General features: G+C 32.6%; 12 protein-coding genes. 11 read left to right on the top strand and 1 reads right to left on the bottom strand.

The features are described 5' to 3' along the window. The first annotated feature begins 50 nt into the window (after positions 1-50). From LQ677_RS07835 to ltaS, 6 genes are all read left to right on the top strand, one after another. Positions 51-653 carry an anthranilate synthase component II gene (locus LQ677_RS07835; RefSeq protein ID WP_126476677.1) on the top strand — a complete coding sequence of 201 codons (603 nt, stop codon included), beginning with the start codon at positions 51-53 and terminating at the stop codon, positions 651-653. Next, positions 631-2379 (top strand): chorismate-binding protein, encoded by a 1749-nt coding sequence (locus tag LQ677_RS07840; protein WP_239748267.1) that lies wholly within the window; start codon positions 631-633, stop codon positions 2377-2379. Before LQ677_RS07835 ends, LQ677_RS07840 begins: the two co-directional genes overlap by 23 nt. 61 nt (positions 2380-2440) lie before the next feature. After that, a complete protein-coding gene (locus LQ677_RS07845; protein ID WP_025904760.1) occupies positions 2441-2653 on the top strand; it encodes a hypothetical protein in 213 nt (70 codons plus the stop codon). Positions 2654-2693: 40 nt separating this feature from the next. Beyond that, a complete protein-coding gene (locus LQ677_RS07850; protein ID WP_191836355.1) occupies positions 2694-3395 on the top strand; it encodes a carboxyltransferase domain-containing protein in 702 nt (233 codons plus the stop codon). Then, a complete protein-coding gene (locus LQ677_RS07855) occupies positions 3386-4390 on the top strand; it encodes a 5-oxoprolinase subunit C family protein (protein ID WP_191836354.1) in 1005 nt (334 codons plus the stop codon). Before LQ677_RS07850 ends, LQ677_RS07855 begins: the two co-directional genes overlap by 10 nt. 200 nt (positions 4391-4590) lie before the next feature. After that, positions 4591-6531, top strand: a complete 1941-nt coding sequence (ltaS, locus tag LQ677_RS07860) for a polyglycerol-phosphate lipoteichoic acid synthase LtaS (RefSeq protein WP_159315313.1) — start codon at positions 4591-4593, stop codon at positions 6529-6531. Positions 6532-7219: 688 nt separating this feature from the next. Here ltaS and LQ677_RS07865 read toward each other — a convergent pair. After that, entirely contained in the window at positions 7220-8035 is an 816-nt protein-coding gene (locus LQ677_RS07865) for a ZIP family metal transporter (RefSeq protein WP_037588700.1), read from the bottom strand. 85 nt (positions 8036-8120) lie between these two features. Here LQ677_RS07865 and LQ677_RS07870 point away from each other — a divergent pair, with 85 nt between their 5' ends. The 5 genes from LQ677_RS07870 (at position 8121) to hisC (ending at position 15525) form a co-directional block, all read left to right on the top strand. Further along, on the top strand, positions 8121-9992 hold the full coding sequence (locus tag LQ677_RS07870; RefSeq protein WP_196307550.1) for an ABC-F family ATP-binding cassette domain-containing protein: 1872 nt from the start codon (positions 8121-8123) through the stop codon (positions 9990-9992). Positions 9993-10014: 22 nt separating this feature from the next. Further along, the gene (recQ, locus tag LQ677_RS07875; RefSeq protein ID WP_025905404.1) at positions 10015-11793 is read left to right on the top strand and encodes a DNA helicase RecQ; all 1779 of its coding nucleotides are present in this window, start codon (positions 10015-10017) and stop codon (positions 11791-11793) included. An 88-nt stretch (positions 11794-11881) separates the two neighbouring features. Then, entirely contained in the window at positions 11882-12844 is a 963-nt protein-coding gene (locus LQ677_RS07880; RefSeq protein ID WP_191836349.1) for an ABC transporter ATP-binding protein, read from the top strand. Beyond that, entirely contained in the window at positions 12841-14355 is a 1515-nt protein-coding gene (locus LQ677_RS07885; RefSeq protein ID WP_037588706.1) for an ABC transporter permease/substrate-binding protein, read from the top strand. Before LQ677_RS07880 ends, LQ677_RS07885 begins: the two co-directional genes overlap by 4 nt. A 102-nt stretch (positions 14356-14457) precedes the next feature. Beyond that, positions 14458-15525 (top strand): histidinol-phosphate transaminase, encoded by a 1068-nt coding sequence (gene hisC, locus LQ677_RS07890; RefSeq protein ID WP_126476671.1) that lies wholly within the window; start codon positions 14458-14460, stop codon positions 15523-15525. Positions 15526-15574: the final 49 nt, after the last annotated feature.

The raw sequence follows: 15574 nt of genomic DNA on the forward strand, positions 1-15574 counted from the left end.
GTATATGGTATGATTGACATGAAATTAACGAAAGAAGAGCGAATAAACATATGATTATAATGATAGATAACCACGATTCTTTTACATATAACATTATCGAGTATATTAATATACTGACAAAAAATGAACAAATAAAAATATTGAAATCTGAAGAGGTAAATTGTGATGTTGTACGTGCAATCAATCCAGATGCTATGATCATTTCACCTGGCCCTGGTCATCCAGATGATTATGTACAGTTAAAGGCGTTTCTTCAATCTATTTATACAGATATACCCATATTAGGTGTATGTCTTGGCTTTCAATTATTGATATCTACTTTTGGTGGCAAAGTCGTAAAAGGTCCACGTCCTGTTCATGGGCATACAGCAACGATTAAACATGATGGGAAAGGTATTTTTGAAGGATTGCCTGAATCATTTGAAGTGGCAAGATATCATTCTTTAATAGCAGATAAACACCATATACCTGAAGGGTTTACGGTTTCAGCATGGTTAGAAGAAGGTATTCCAATGGCTATACGACATCAACATTTACCTATTGAAGCGGTTCAGTATCATCCGGAAGCAATATTAAGTGAATATGGATTAGAACAAATTGCGAATTTCTTAGTAAAGGCAGGTGTAGAGATTGAAGACACATATACAATTTAAGTATATTTCAGACAGTCAAATAGAAGAGAAATTAGATTATAAATTTGAGAATCCAATTGTCATTAAATATGCAAGAACGATTGAAGAAGTATCAGAGCTTGTGCATGAAGCGGAGCGCTATCAAAAAGAAGGATACTATGTTGTCATGACTTTACCATATGAAAGTGCAGCAGCTTTTGATTCAGCGTTAAATGTTTATAAAGCGTCACATCATTATGGAAGTATTCAAGTATTCGAACAACCTGTCTCACACTTTAATGATAAAACGCAACATACATATATAAATGAACATATTGAATGGCGAAGAACAGATTCAGATGAACGTTTAGCAAACAATATACAAGCTATTCAAGATGAAATTAGACTAGGAAATACGTATCAAGTTAATTATACGACACAACTTGAATCAGAACCGATTCGTCATGGTTATGACTATTATCAATCACTCACAGAGGATGCTAATGGAGATTATCAAGCGTATATTGAGCTTGAAGATGAAACGATTATATCCATTTCTCCAGAACTTTTCTTTCAATATGGTACTTATCAACAGATGACAAATACAGTATTAACGAAACCTATGAAAGGGACAATTTCAAGAGGGAATCATAAAGTAGAAGATCAAGCAAATTATGAACAACTGAAGCATTCTCAAAAAGATAGAGCAGAAAATGTCATGATTGTAGATTTGCTTAGAAATGATTTGAGTAAAATTTCTGAAGTTGGTACGGTTAATGCCATTGATTTATTTAAAATCGAACCTTATCAAACGGTATATCAAATGACTAGCACGATTCGAAGTCAATTGAAAGCACAGCATTCATTATTTAATCTACTTCAAGCGCTATTCCCATGTGGCTCGATAACAGGTGCCCCAAAAGAATCAACGATGGCCATTATCAAACGACTAGAGAATAGACCAAGAGGCATATATTGTGGAACGATAGGTTTGTTGTTACCTGATAACAGAATGATTTTTAATGTTCCAATCAGAACGATACATTCAAATTCAGAAAGAGCAGTTTATGGCGTTGGAGCTGGTATCACAATAGATTCAAATGCTGAAGCTGAAATTGAGGAATTCAAAATGAAATCTAAAATATTAGGAAGCAGACATGTAAATCTTATTGAAACGATGAGATTAGAAAATGGAAAAGTCCAAAGACGTCACGAACATACGCACAGAATTTCTACGAGTGCTAAAGCGTTAAATATTCGATTTAATAAAGACGAATGGGAAACTATGCTTAACGACATGGTTAATACTTATGTAGATGGCACATATAAATTAAGAGTTGAATTAAATTCGGATGGTACATTTAATGCTGAAACTTCACCAATAGTCGATTCAACTCAATCTTTAACAGCTCAGTTGTTACCGAGTACACCAGTTTCTTCTATTTATACGATACACAAAACAACTGAACGTCATCATTTTCAACATAATCATGATACAGATGTCATATTGTATTATAATGGAGAGAATGAAATAACAGAATTTGATATTGGTAATGTCGTTATTAAAATAGGTGATGCATATATCACACCTCCATATCATGGACAATTTTTAAATGGTTGTATGAGGCAAGCGTTATTAGAAGATAACCTTATCGAAGAAAAAAATATTACTGTGGAAAAGTTAATCAACGATATCGAAAGTTCAAATTGTGAAATATACATGATTAATAGTTTGCGAGAATGGACAAAAATAGATTTAAAATTATGATGGTAATATAAAGATACAAATAGTAAAATAGTAAACATCATATAAGGACGGGTGAAAATAGATGTTCTTAACATTATTATATTTAGTAATAGTGATTGTTATTGCATTCTACTTAAAGCGCATCGTTTTAAGTGAATTGAGAAAAGAAAAAAATAAGCAAAGTTTTGCGTATTTATATATTGGATTTGCCGTTGCAATTGTTTTTGTAGGCTTATTTGTAAATCAATTAACACATGTATTTATTGATTTAACAGATGTATTTTATCGTAAATAATGATGCTTTATATATAGCAGAATAGAATGAGGTGTCTTAAATGCGCATATATCCTAAGGGCGATTCTGCATTAACTGTAATGAGCGATCGTGAACCTTCGAGACAGTTAACGCATGAAATTAATGAATTTAGATTAGAAATATTAAGTCAAGATATGCCTTTTATAGATGAGGTTATACCTAGTGAAAATAGTTTAATGGTTGTGTATCATCCTTATAGCATGATGATGAACCATAATATCAATGAGCCATTTAAATATATGACTGAATTTGTAGAACGTATTATTTATAAGAAAAAGCAAGACATTAATGATAGAGAAGTTACAAAGGAATCGATTATGATAGATGTCATTGTAGGTGGCGAATATGGTCCGGATTTTGATACGTTAACGGACTTGTCTGAAGAAGAACAAAGACAAGTGTTAGAATCTAGAACGTATTTTGTTTCAATGATAGGTCATACTCCAGGATGTCCTTATTTATCTGGTTTAAGTCATCGATTGCATTCAGGTAATGCACAGTTCAAACAATTTATCCCTAAAGGATCATTGTGTATTGAAAGAGATAAATTATTTATTACGACAACTGATACAAGTGGTGAGTGGCCAGTCATTGGTTGGACGAATGTTGAAATATACGATAGACAAAATAATATTTGTAAGCTTAATTTTGGTGATGATGTCATCTTAAATATTGTAGATCAACTACAAAGCAAGGATGGAGGGTATAAGCCATGTCATTAATTATTCGAGAAGCTGGACTATACTCTTCGATTCAAGATTTAGGAAGGCAAAAACAACAACATATTGGCATTGTTAAAAATGGTTCAATCGATCAATTAAACCATAGACTCGCTAATATGCTTGTAGGTAATGAAGAAGGCGAAGCTTTAATCGAAATGACGATTAAGTTGCCGTCTATCCAATTTACAGAACCAACTTTAATCGCATTTACAGGAGCTAACTTCCCAGCATTTGTAGATGGTAAGAAAATAGCACCATATAAAATTCATTTGCTGGATAAAGGTGAAGTATTAAAGTTTGGTGAAGCTTCAAAAGGTACGAGAGGTTATTTAGCAATTGCAGGTGGAATTGTTGCTGAAGAATGGTTAGGTTCAAAATCTACAAGTATCCGTTTAGAAATGGGTGGCTACCACGGTCGTACCTTACATGCAGGCGATGAAATTGAAATGTGCCGTAACTACACACCTTTACAAAAAAAGCTATTTGAAAATTTAGAAGATAGCAAAACAGCTTCATGGGGCGTTGACCAATATACATTAGCGTTAAATTATTTAACAGATATATTCCATGTTATATCGGGAGAAGGTATGACACACTTTAATGAAGCAGAAATCAAACATCTTGAGAGTCAAGTTTATAAAGTATCTAATCGCTTTAACCGAACGGGATTAACATTAGAAGGGAACTCCGTTATTAATCGTAGAATCGTCGATCAATCATTTTTAAGTGTTAAAAAAGGTACCGTTCTATTAAATGAAGGGAATCAACCGGTCGTAATGTTGAATGATCATCAATCATTATCGAGCTATCCTCAAATTGGAACAATTGCTTCTTATCATATCGATAAATTAGCACAAAAAAAGCAAGGTTCAAAACTCATCTTCAAGAAATTAACAATACAAGAAGCGGAACGCAATATGAGAAAACATGCTCAATTCGTTAAACAAATAAAAACCGGCATTAGATATAAATTAAATGAAGAATTAAACAAATAAATTACATGTGTGAATTGTGTCTATTGTGTGCACTTTTTACACATTTCTTATTTCTATTTTAGGTTTTTAGTTGAAATTTATTGTAAAATAGTATAAATTATAATACTGTACATTAAATATTACAAGAATATTACAACCTTCAATAATATGTAATGAAATAATAATGAAAATTGATATGAGTTGAGATACGGAGGAACAGTATGAAAACTAAAAATAGGAAGATAGGCGTCTTTACATTCTTCTTGCTAACGATTTTAGCAATTTCACTAAAGACTTATTTTGCCTATTATGTAGATTTGTCACTCGGGGTTAAGGGACTCGTACAGAATTTAATTTTATTAATGAACCCATACAGCTTGATTGCGCTAATATTGAGCGTATTCTTATTCTTTAAGGGAAGAAAGTCGTTCTGGTTTATTTTTATCGCTGGATTTGTACTATCGTTCTTACTATATGCTAACGTCGTGTACTTTAGATTCTTTTCAGATTTCTTAACATTTAGTACTTTGAATCAAGTAAGTAACGTAGAATCAATGTCTGGTGCAGTATATAGTTCATTCTCTTGGTACGATTTTATATATTTCACAGATACGATTATTTTCTTATTTGTGTTGATCTTTAAGAGAAATAATTTATCAGTTAAAGCATTTCCTAAGAAATTTGTCCCAGTTGTTATGGGTGTAGCTGTAGCACTATTTTTCTTAAACTTAGCATTTGCTGAATCAGATAGACCAGAATTATTAACACGTACATTTGACCATAAATATTTAGTTAAATATTTAGGACCATATAACTTTACAGTTTACGACGGGGTTAAAACGATTCAAAATAATTCACAAAAAGCATTAGCAAGTGAAGATGATTTAACACAAGTTAAAAATTATACAAAACAGAAGTATCAAGAACCTAACAAAGAAACATTTGGTATCGCTAAAGACAAGAACGTTATTAAAATTCACTTAGAAAGTTTCCAATCTTTCTTAATAAACTTCAAAGTTAATGGTGAAGAAGTAACACCTTATTTAAACTCTTTAGCTAAAGGTGATAAAGGTTACAAATACTATCCAAACTTCTTCCATCAAACGGGACAAGGTAAAACAGCCGATTCAGAATTAACGATGGATAATAGTATTTTCGGTTTACCACAAGGTTCAGCATTCTCATTAAAAGGTGACAACACTTATCAATCACTACCAGCAATTTTAAATCAACAAGGCGGCTATGAAACATCAGTTATGCATGGTGATTACAAAACATTCTGGAACAGAGATCAAGTGTACAAGCATTTTGGTGTAGATAAGTTCTATGATGCAACTTATTATGATATGCAACAAAAAAATCTTGAAAACTTAGGCTTAAAAGATGAAGTATTTTTTGATGAATCTATTGCACATCTAAAAGAACAAAAACAACCATTCTATTCTCATTTAATTACGTTGACTAACCATTACCCATTCACATTGAGTAAAGAAGATGCAACGATAGAGAAACCAGATACAGGTAGTGCAACATTAGATGGATACATTCAAACAGCTCGTTATTTAGATGAATCATTAGAAAAATTCATGACAGAACTTAAAAAAGAAGGTTTATATGATGATTCAGTAATCATCATTTACGGTGACCACTATGGTATTTCTGAGAACCATAATAAAGCAATGGCTAATTTACTTGGTGAAGATGAAATCACACCAGCTAAATTCATGGACTTAAACAGAACACCATTCTTTATGAAAGTGCCAGGTCTTAAAGGTGGCGTCGATGAAACATACGGTGGCCAAACAGATGTAATGCCTACATTATTAGACGTATTAGGTATTAAATCAAATAACTACATTATGTTTGGTACAGACTTATTAGCTAAAGGACACGATCAAACAGTTGCATTTAGAAATGGTGATTTTATAACGCCAGAATATAAATCAATCGGTAGCACTGTGTACGATAATAAGACTAATAAACCTATGAAGACGAAACCTAAAGATTTAGAAGAAAATAAAAATAACGTCGAAAAAGAACTCGAATTATCAGATCAGTTATTACACGGAGACTTATTCAGATTCTATGATAACCCTGACTTCAAGAAAGTTAAGCCATCAAACTATGAATACAAATCCGGTAATGGCTATCAAGAAAAATAATTATGAGTATATGAGTACCACAAAATCATGAGATTTTGTGGTACTTTTTTGTGTTGGAAATGGGGGTTGTGGGGTGGTGACTGGGAAAAGTACTTTTTAATAGGAATTATGAGTTAGAAGATGATGTGGGCGATACAGGATATAGGGTGGAGAAGTATGATTTAGTAGGAGATGTGAGTTTAAGAGGAAATAAACTCACGAGATTGAAGAAGATGTGAGTTAAAGACAGAGTAAACCCACGAGATTGGTCAAGATATGAGTTAAAATAGGAGTAAACTCACATCTTTTCAAAAATTAAATGATTATTTAGAAATGACATTTTTGATTACTTAAAAAATTACCGAAGTAATGGCTTAAGTCCTGCGTAAAGGCAAGAGATAGCGCAAGTTGTAGCTTAACTTTCTAATAAAGCCAAGAGATGCATCAAGTCGTAGCTTAACTTCCTAATAAAGCCAAGAGATAGCGCAAGTCGTAGCTTAACTTCCTAATAAAGCCAAGAGATCCACCAAGTCATGGCTTAACGCCTAACTAAAGCCAAGAGATTCCCAACATCGACATCTCCAAAATCATCAACAGCTCCAATTTATCCAATATCCACAACCCCCACATATCCCACAACCCTCGCACACCAACACATTAAACAATGAAAAAATCCCAATCGTCTGCACGATTGGGATTTCTATTCTATCTAACCTAAAGCGACGTCTAGTATCATCATTATTGTGAAGCCACCCATTAATCCTAATGTTGCTAAGTCAGTGTTATTACCTGACTGTGATTCGGGGATGAGTTCTTCTACAACGACAAATATCATTGCGCCGGCTGCGAATGCTAATGCATATGGTAATACTGGTGTTGCAATGACAACTAGTAATGCACCTAACATTGCGAATACAGGTTCTACTAAAGCGGAAGCTTGACCATAGTTAAATGACTTCCATCTTGATAAACCTGATGCACGGATTGGCATCGAGAGTGCTGCGCCTTCTGGAATGTTTTGTATACCGATACCGATTGCTAAGCCGAGTGCGCCTAATAATGTTGCGCCTTCATTTCCGGTTGCAACACCACCGAAAGCAACACCGATGGCCATACCTTCAGGAATGTTATGCAATGTGATTGCTAAAAACAGCAAAGTGTTTTTTCCTAATTTAGTATCTGGTCCTTCTACTCGCTGGCTTTTATCAACTGCATTTTGGTGTGCGTGAGGTATGACAAAGTCTAATAGTCTAATAAACAATCCGCCTAAAAGAAAGCCGATTGCTGCTGGTAACCAAGGCATTGCTGAATGTGAACTTTGTTCTATAGAAGGTTGTAATAAAGACCAAAAACTAGCTGCAATCATGACGCCTGCAGCAAATCCTTGCATTGTATTGATAACTTTTGTGTCTATATTTTTGAACAAGTAAACGAACGATGCACCGAATGCTGTTAACAGCCATGTGATGATACCTGCGAATAATGCTTGCAAGTATGGTGGTAGCTCTGTAAAAATCTGTTGCATAGTTTTTGCTCCTTCATATCTTTTGTGTGAAAAAAAGTGTATAATATATTAATTGAAAACTGAGAATACTAAAGGATGTTAATTCATGGAAGCATATAAAATTGAAAAACTTAATAAGCAATATGGTGACAAAATTATTTTTGATGATTTAGATTTATCCATTTCTTACAAAGAACGCATTGGTTTAGTTGGAATCAATGGAACAGGGAAAAGTACTTTGCTTAAAGTTATTGCAAATATTGATGATGATTATGATGCGAAGACATCTTATCCTAACCAATATCAAATTGCATATGCAAGCCAAAAGCCTGAACTTGATGAATCTTTAACTGTAATCGATGAAGTATTAAATAACGAAACTGAAATGACGAAAGTGATTTCTAAATATGAAAATGCTTTAAATCAATATCAACAGACTGGTGAATCTAAAGATTTAGATCTTATGATGAAATATCAATCTGATATGGATCGATTAAATGCATGGGATTACAGTGCAGACGTTAAAACTATTCTATCAAAACTAGGTATAAATGACTATCTTAAAAAAATAGCTACATTAAGTGGTGGACAGAAAAAAAGAGTTGCACTAGCAAAAGAATTAATACGTAAACCAGATTTATTATTATTAGATGAACCGACAAACCATTTAGACATTGAAGGAATTGAATGGCTTGTTAACTATATTAAACAATATCCCCATACAATCATGTTTGTTACACATGATCGTCATTTCTTAAATCAAGTTTCTACAAGAATTGTTGAACTTTCAAATGGTAAACTCACAAGTTATCCAGGTAATTATGAAGCGTATATTGAAGCAAGAGCTGAAAAAGAAGAAATTGAAGCACAACAACATGTTAAAAAGAAAGCGCTGTATAAACAAGAATTGCATTGGATGAGACAAGGTGCTAAAGCTAGATCAACGAAACAACAAGCGAGAATTCAAAGGTTTAATACGTTAGAAGAAGATATATCAAATAGAAAAACACAAGGTGAAGCAAGTTTAAATTTAGCCCATTCACGCCTCGGTAAACAAGTATTTGAGTTAGACGATATTTCTAAATCTGTTGGAGATAGAAAGTTATTTGAACACTTTACAACGATTATTCAAAAAGGCGATAGAATTGGTATTGTTGGAGAAAACGGTGCAGGTAAAACAACATTACTCAATATTATTAGTGGGTTAGATCAAACTTTTGAAGGTAATCTCATTACAGGTCAAACTGTAAAAATTGCTTATTTTAAACAGCAAGATGAAAGTTTAACTTCAGATAAGAGAATGATTGATTATCTAAGAGAAGAAAGTGAAGTTGCTAAAGAAAAAGATGGCACAGTTGTATCTGTTACGCAGTTGTTAGAAAGATTTCTATTCCCAAGTCAAACGCATGGCACTCAAATTAATAAATTATCAGGTGGAGAACAAAAACGTTTATATTTATTAAAACTATTAGTTCACGAACCAAATGTATTAATTCTTGATGAGCCAACAAACGATTTAGATACTGAAACTTTAACAATATTAGAAGCTTATATTAATGAGTTCGGTGGAACAGTTATAACGGTAAGTCATGATAGATATTTCTTAAATAAAGTGGCCAATAAATATTGGTATATCCATGATCAACAAATCGAACCTATGTTAGGTACATTTGAAGATTATTTAGAATATAAAAGAGAGCTTGAGAAAAAAGCAACACAGCAACATAAAGTAGTTCAAAAAACAGAAACGAAACCTAAGACTTCTGCTAGATTATCGTTCAAAGAAAAGCGTGAACTAGAACAACTCGAGAAAAATATCGAATATATAGAAACAAGATTAGAAGAAATTGACCAAGAAATGGTTGAACATGCTACAAATTATGAAAAATTAAATGAACTCGCAAATGAAAAGACATCAATTGAAACGCAATATGAAGAAGATTATATGCGTTGGTCATCCTTATCAGACAGATTATAAGCGTATAGAGGTGTATATATAGATGCAAAATATTTTAAAAGAGTATTTCGGATATCAACAATTTAGAGATGGACAGAAAGAAATTATTGATAAAGTTATTGATCATCGTCCCACTTTAGGTGTTATGCCAACAGGTGGCGGTAAATCGATTTGTTATCAAGTACCAGGTCTATATTTAGATGGATTAACGATTGTGATTAGTCCATTGATTTCATTAATGAAAGACCAAGTTGATAGCTTGAGATCGATGGGTATCAAAGCTGAATTTTTAAACAGTACTTTAACAGCTAAAGAGAAAAAAAGAGTAGAGAATGAACTTGTCTCAGGACAGTTGAAATTTCTATATATTGCACCTGAAAGATTTAATCAACCACAGTTTATACAAATGTTGAACAAATGTAATGTACAGCTTATCGCATTTGATGAAGCACATTGTATTTCGAAGTGGGGACATGATTTTAGACCAAGTTATCAAGAAGTGATTACACATGTTATGAGCTTACCTCATCATTTTAGATTGGTGGCATTAACAGCAACAGCTACTAAAGAAGTACAAGAAGATATTTCTCAAAAATTAGGAATTGCTGAAAGTGATATTGTTGAAACGTCTATTAAACGTGAGAACTTAACGTTTAAAGTGAACAATACATATCAGAGACTTAATTTTGTTAAAGATTATGTGAAGAAAAATATTCATCAATCAGGGATTATTTATTGTTCTACTAGAAAACAAGTTGAACAATTAAGTGAAACATTTGATGATTTAGAAATTAAAAATGTGATGTATCATGCAGGATTACCAAAAGATGAAAGAGAACGTGCGCAACGTAAATTCATTGAAGATGATATCAAATTAGCAATTGCAACAAATGCTTTTGGTATGGGGATTGATAAATCAAACGTTAGATTCGTGATTCATTATAATATGCCTCAAGATATCGAATCATATTATCAAGAGGCTGGTCGAGCTGGTCGTGATCAGTTAGACAGTGAATGTATCTTATTATTCTCAGACCGTGATATAGACCTTCAAAAATTCTTCATTTCTTCAAGTTCTGCAGATGATGAATACAAAGAAAAACAAGGCGAAAAGCTTCGACAAATGATTCAATATACGAAGACGACTAAATGCTTAGAAGCGATGATGATTCATTACTTTAATCCTGATGAAAAATTAGAAGAGTGTGGCAGATGTTCTAGTTGTTTACAATCAGAAAAATCATATAACATGACAACTGAAGCTCAAAAAATATTAAGTTGTATCGCAAGATTAAAACAAAAAGAAAAACGTAATATGATAATACAAGTATTAAGAGGCGAACAAACACCTCAAATAACATCTTTAGGATATGATGAACTCAGTACTTATGGCATTTTAAAAGATTATACGACGAATGAATGTCATCATTTACTAGATGAATTGCGTTATAAAGGCTATTTAAATGAACATAAAGAAATATTAAGTGTTGACCAAGATGCAATGGATGTATTGCGTGGAAAAGTTGAAATTATGACAACGCCATTTAAATCTAAGCCGAAAGAAATCGTTGATATCCAAACGATTACAGATGTTGATAGATCTTTATTTGATCGATTAATAGAAGTTAGAAAAGATTTAAGTAAAGAATTAGAAGTTTCACCACTTTCTATATTCTCTGATCAAATTTTAGAGCAATTTGCTAAACGATTACCTGAATCTAAAAAAGAAATGATTTTAATAGACGGTATTGGAAGTTATAAATTGAAACACTATTGTCCGATATTTATTGAAACCATTAAAAATTATAAACAACCCATTTAAGAAGAATAGGCATTTTATTGTGAAATTAGGGTAAATAATATAGAAGAAATTCTAGCACTGATAAAAAAGAGGAATGTGGTGTCTATTAATGATTAAGTTTGAAGCTGTTTCAAAGATATACGGGGATAAGAAAGCAGTAGATAATGTAAGTTTTAATATTAATGAAGGTGAATTTTTTGTACTTATAGGACCTTCTGGGTGCGGAAAGACTACAACACTTAAAATGATCAACAGGTTAATACCTTTATCAGAAGGATTTATATATTTTAACGATAAACCAATAAGTGATTATGATGTTGCGGAGATGCGATGGGATATTGGGTATGTTCTTCAACAAATCGCACTTTTCCCGCATATGACGATTAAAGAAAATATTGCGCAAGTACCAGAGATGAAGAAATGGAAAAAGAAAGATATTGCAAATAGAGTAGATGAATTGCTTACTATGGTTGGTTTAGATCCTGAAACATATCGGGATAGATATCCAAGTGAGCTATCTGGAGGACAACAACAACGTATTGGCGTTATTCGAGCACTTGCTTCCGATCCGCCTGTTGTCTTAATGGATGAACCATTTAGTGCACTAGATCCAATTAGTAGAAAGAATCTACAAGATGATTTACTTGAACTTCAATCGCAAATTAAAAAAACAATCGTCTTTGTAACGCATGATATTGAAGAAGCGATGAAAATGGGAGACCGTATTTGTTTATTGAATCAAGGACATGTGGAGCAAATTGGAACGACAGAAGACTTTATTCATCGACCTAAGAATGATTTCGTAAAATCATTTATTGGTAATGTGGATGCGCATGTATTGAAGCAAGTGAAGCTCGGTGATATTGCGCAACCAATTTCAGAAGTAAATACGCAATCTATTGATCAATATCCTAAAGTATCACCAGATCAAACGATTGACGATATATATGGATTATTAGCAGAACACGAAGCGATTGTGATGGATTCAGAAAATGCAGCACCAAGCCATATTGTGACAAGACAATATGTGTTTAGTTATTTAGCTGAAAAGAATAGAGGTGTTTCTTCATGAATGCCTTAATCGAAACACTTTCAAGCCGTAAAGGGCAACTTTTAGAAACGTTAATTGAACATATTCAATTATCATTTATTGCACTTTTAATCGCAGTCGTAATCGCAGTTCCGTTAGGTATATTGCTGACAAAGACTAAAAAGCTAGCCGAAGTTATTATTAACATCGCAGCTGTATTACAAACAATACCATCTCTTGCTTTACTAGGTTTAATGATTCCGTTATTTGGTATAGGGCGTATACCGGCAATTATTGCACTTGTTATATACGCGTTATTACCGATATTAAGGAATACATATACCGGTATTAAAGAAGTAGACCCTTCATTGATTGAAGCGGCACGTGGTATAGGTATGAAGACTGGTAGAAGATTGTCTAAAGTTGAGTTACCACTTGCAATGCCAGTTATGATGGCTGGTATTCGAACAGCTATGGTATTAATTATTGGTACAGCAACATTAGCGGCTTTAATAGGTGCTGGTGGTCTAGGGGATTTAATATTATTAGGTATTGATCGAAATAATACATCTCTTATATTACTAGGCGCAATTCCTGCAGCTATTTTAGCAATTTTCTTTGATGTATTTTTAAGAATTTTAGAAAGAATTTCATACAAAAAATCTTTAATTATACTTGGAACAATATTAGTCATATTCTTATTATCTGTGACGATACCTTTATTTGCTCAAAAAGGTGATAAAATTACTTTAGCAGGTAAGTTAGGATCTGAACCAGAAGTTATCACTAATATGTATAAGATTTTAATTGAAGAAGAAACTGACAACACTGTTGAAGTTAAAGCAGGTATGGGTAAGACTTCCTTCCTATTTAATGCATTAAAGTCTGACGAAATAGATGGATATTTAGAATTCACAGGTACAGTTCTAGGTGAGTTAACGAAAGAAACACCTAAATCAACAACTGAGAAAGAAGTATATAATCAAGCTAATAATAGCCTTGATAAAAAGTTTGATATGCAATTACTTGAACCGATGAAATATAATAATACGTATGCTTTAGCAGTTAAAAAAGAATATGCTGAAAAGCATAATATTAAAACTATTTCAGATTTAAGTAAGGTTGAAGATGAAATACGACCTGGTTTCACTTTAGAGTTTAATGACCGTGAAGATGGTTACAAAGGTATTCAAAAGAAATATGATTTAAACTTTAAAGATGTTAAAACAATGGAACCTAAATTAAGATATCAAGCGCTTGAAAGTAATGATATTGATTTAATCGATGCATATTCAACAGATGCAGAGCTTAAAGAATATGGCATGGTTGTCTTAGAAGATGACAAAAAATTATTCCCACCATACCAAGGTGCACCACTTATGAAAAAAGAAACAATTAAAGAGCATCCAGATGTGGTGAAAGCTATGAATAAATTAAAAGGCAAAATATCTGATGAAGAAATGCAAGAAATGAATTATAGAGTTACAATCAAGGATGAAGATGCTTATCAAGTCGCGAAAGAATATTTACAGAAGAATGACTTGATTGATTAAATACCATTGATTTATGAAAATGATTAGGTCTATAATACTAATAAATTAACAAACGGTAAATTTCGATTTACCGTTTTTATATTTCAACTTGGAGGTCTAAAAATGAAGCAACAATTAAGTGAATTACAAGCATACCAACCGGGGTTATCTCCGAGACAATTAAAAGAAAAGTACGGCATAGATGGAGACATGGTCAAACTTGCTTCAAATGAGAATTTGTATGGTCCTTCACCAAATGTTAAAGAAGCAATCAAAGCTAATTTAGACGAATTATTCTACTATCCAGAAGTGAAACAATTTGAAGTGAAAGAAACATTAAGTACATTTCTCAATGTGAAGAAAGAACAAATATTCTTTGGCTCAGGTTTAGATGAAGTGATTATGATTATTTCAAGAGCAGTTCTTGAAAAAGATGATGAAATCTTAACGAGTGACATGACATTTGGACAGTATAGACATCATGCTATTATTGAAAGTGCCCAAGTTAAAACAACACCAATTAAAGATGGATATTTTGATTTAGATGCAATGTATGAACAAATTACAGATAAAACGAAACTGATTTGGATTTGTAATCCGAATAACCCAACAGGTACATATTTGCCTCATGATGCTATAGAAGCATTTATTCAAAAAGTACCAGATGATATTATCGTTTTAATAGATGAAGCATATATAGAATTTGCTGTTGCTGAAGACATGCCAAATAGTTTAGAATTACTTTCAAAATATAATCAAGTCGTTGTCTTACGTACTCTTTCTAAAGCGTATGGATTAGCAGCACAACGTATTGGTTATGCAATCGCTAATGAATCATTATTAGACCAATTAGATATTGTCAGATTACCATTCAATGTAACGTCACTTTCAGCTGTTGCAGCAGATGCCGCAATTAAAGATCAAGCTTACTTAAAAGACATTACAACAAAGAATCGTCATGAAATTGAAAAATTCTTAAATGCATCTTTTAAAGAACATATTTATGATAGCCAAACGAACTTTATATACGTTAATACAAACGAACCTCAAGTATTATATGATTATTTAATAAAAGAAGGCTTTATTACGAGACCATTCCCAAATGGTGTACGTATTACGATGGGCTTTAGTGAACATAACGATAAGATGATACAAGTATTAGAAGAATTCTTTAAAACACACAGTTCGTAATAAAGGAAAGGCAGTACGTTCTTTGGTATACTAGTAGACATTGATATAT

This window comes from Mammaliicoccus sp. Q-M61 (genome assembly GCF_022386055.1).
Classification (GTDB): domain Bacteria; phylum Bacillota; class Bacilli; order Staphylococcales; family Staphylococcaceae; genus Mammaliicoccus; species Mammaliicoccus sciuri_A.

What these genes read in the sequence shown, in the direction of transcription:
- LQ677_RS07835 (WP_126476677.1), top strand. Translation starts at nt 51, where the DNA reads ATGATTATAATGATAGATAACCACGATTCTTTTACATATAACATTATC.
- LQ677_RS07845 (WP_025904760.1), top strand. Translation starts at nt 2,441, where the DNA reads ATGTTCTTAACATTATTATATTTAGTAATAGTGATTGTTATTGCATTC.
- LQ677_RS07850 (WP_191836355.1), top strand. Translation starts at nt 2,694, where the DNA reads ATGCGCATATATCCTAAGGGCGATTCTGCATTAACTGTAATGAGCGAT.
- LQ677_RS07855 (WP_191836354.1), top strand. Translation starts at nt 3,386, where the DNA reads ATGTCATTAATTATTCGAGAAGCTGGACTATACTCTTCGATTCAAGAT.
- ltaS (WP_159315313.1), top strand. Translation starts at nt 4,591, where the DNA reads ATGAAAACTAAAAATAGGAAGATAGGCGTCTTTACATTCTTCTTGCTA.
- LQ677_RS07865 (WP_037588700.1), bottom strand. Translation starts at nt 8,035, where the DNA reads ATGCAACAGATTTTTACAGAGCTACCACCATACTTGCAAGCATTATTC.
- LQ677_RS07870 (WP_196307550.1), top strand. Translation starts at nt 8,121, where the DNA reads ATGGAAGCATATAAAATTGAAAAACTTAATAAGCAATATGGTGACAAA.
- recQ (WP_025905404.1), top strand. Translation starts at nt 10,015, where the DNA reads ATGCAAAATATTTTAAAAGAGTATTTCGGATATCAACAATTTAGAGAT.
- LQ677_RS07880 (WP_191836349.1), top strand. Translation starts at nt 11,882, where the DNA reads ATGATTAAGTTTGAAGCTGTTTCAAAGATATACGGGGATAAGAAAGCA.
- LQ677_RS07885 (WP_037588706.1), top strand. Translation starts at nt 12,841, where the DNA reads ATGAATGCCTTAATCGAAACACTTTCAAGCCGTAAAGGGCAACTTTTA.
- hisC (WP_126476671.1), top strand. Translation starts at nt 14,458, where the DNA reads ATGAAGCAACAATTAAGTGAATTACAAGCATACCAACCGGGGTTATCT.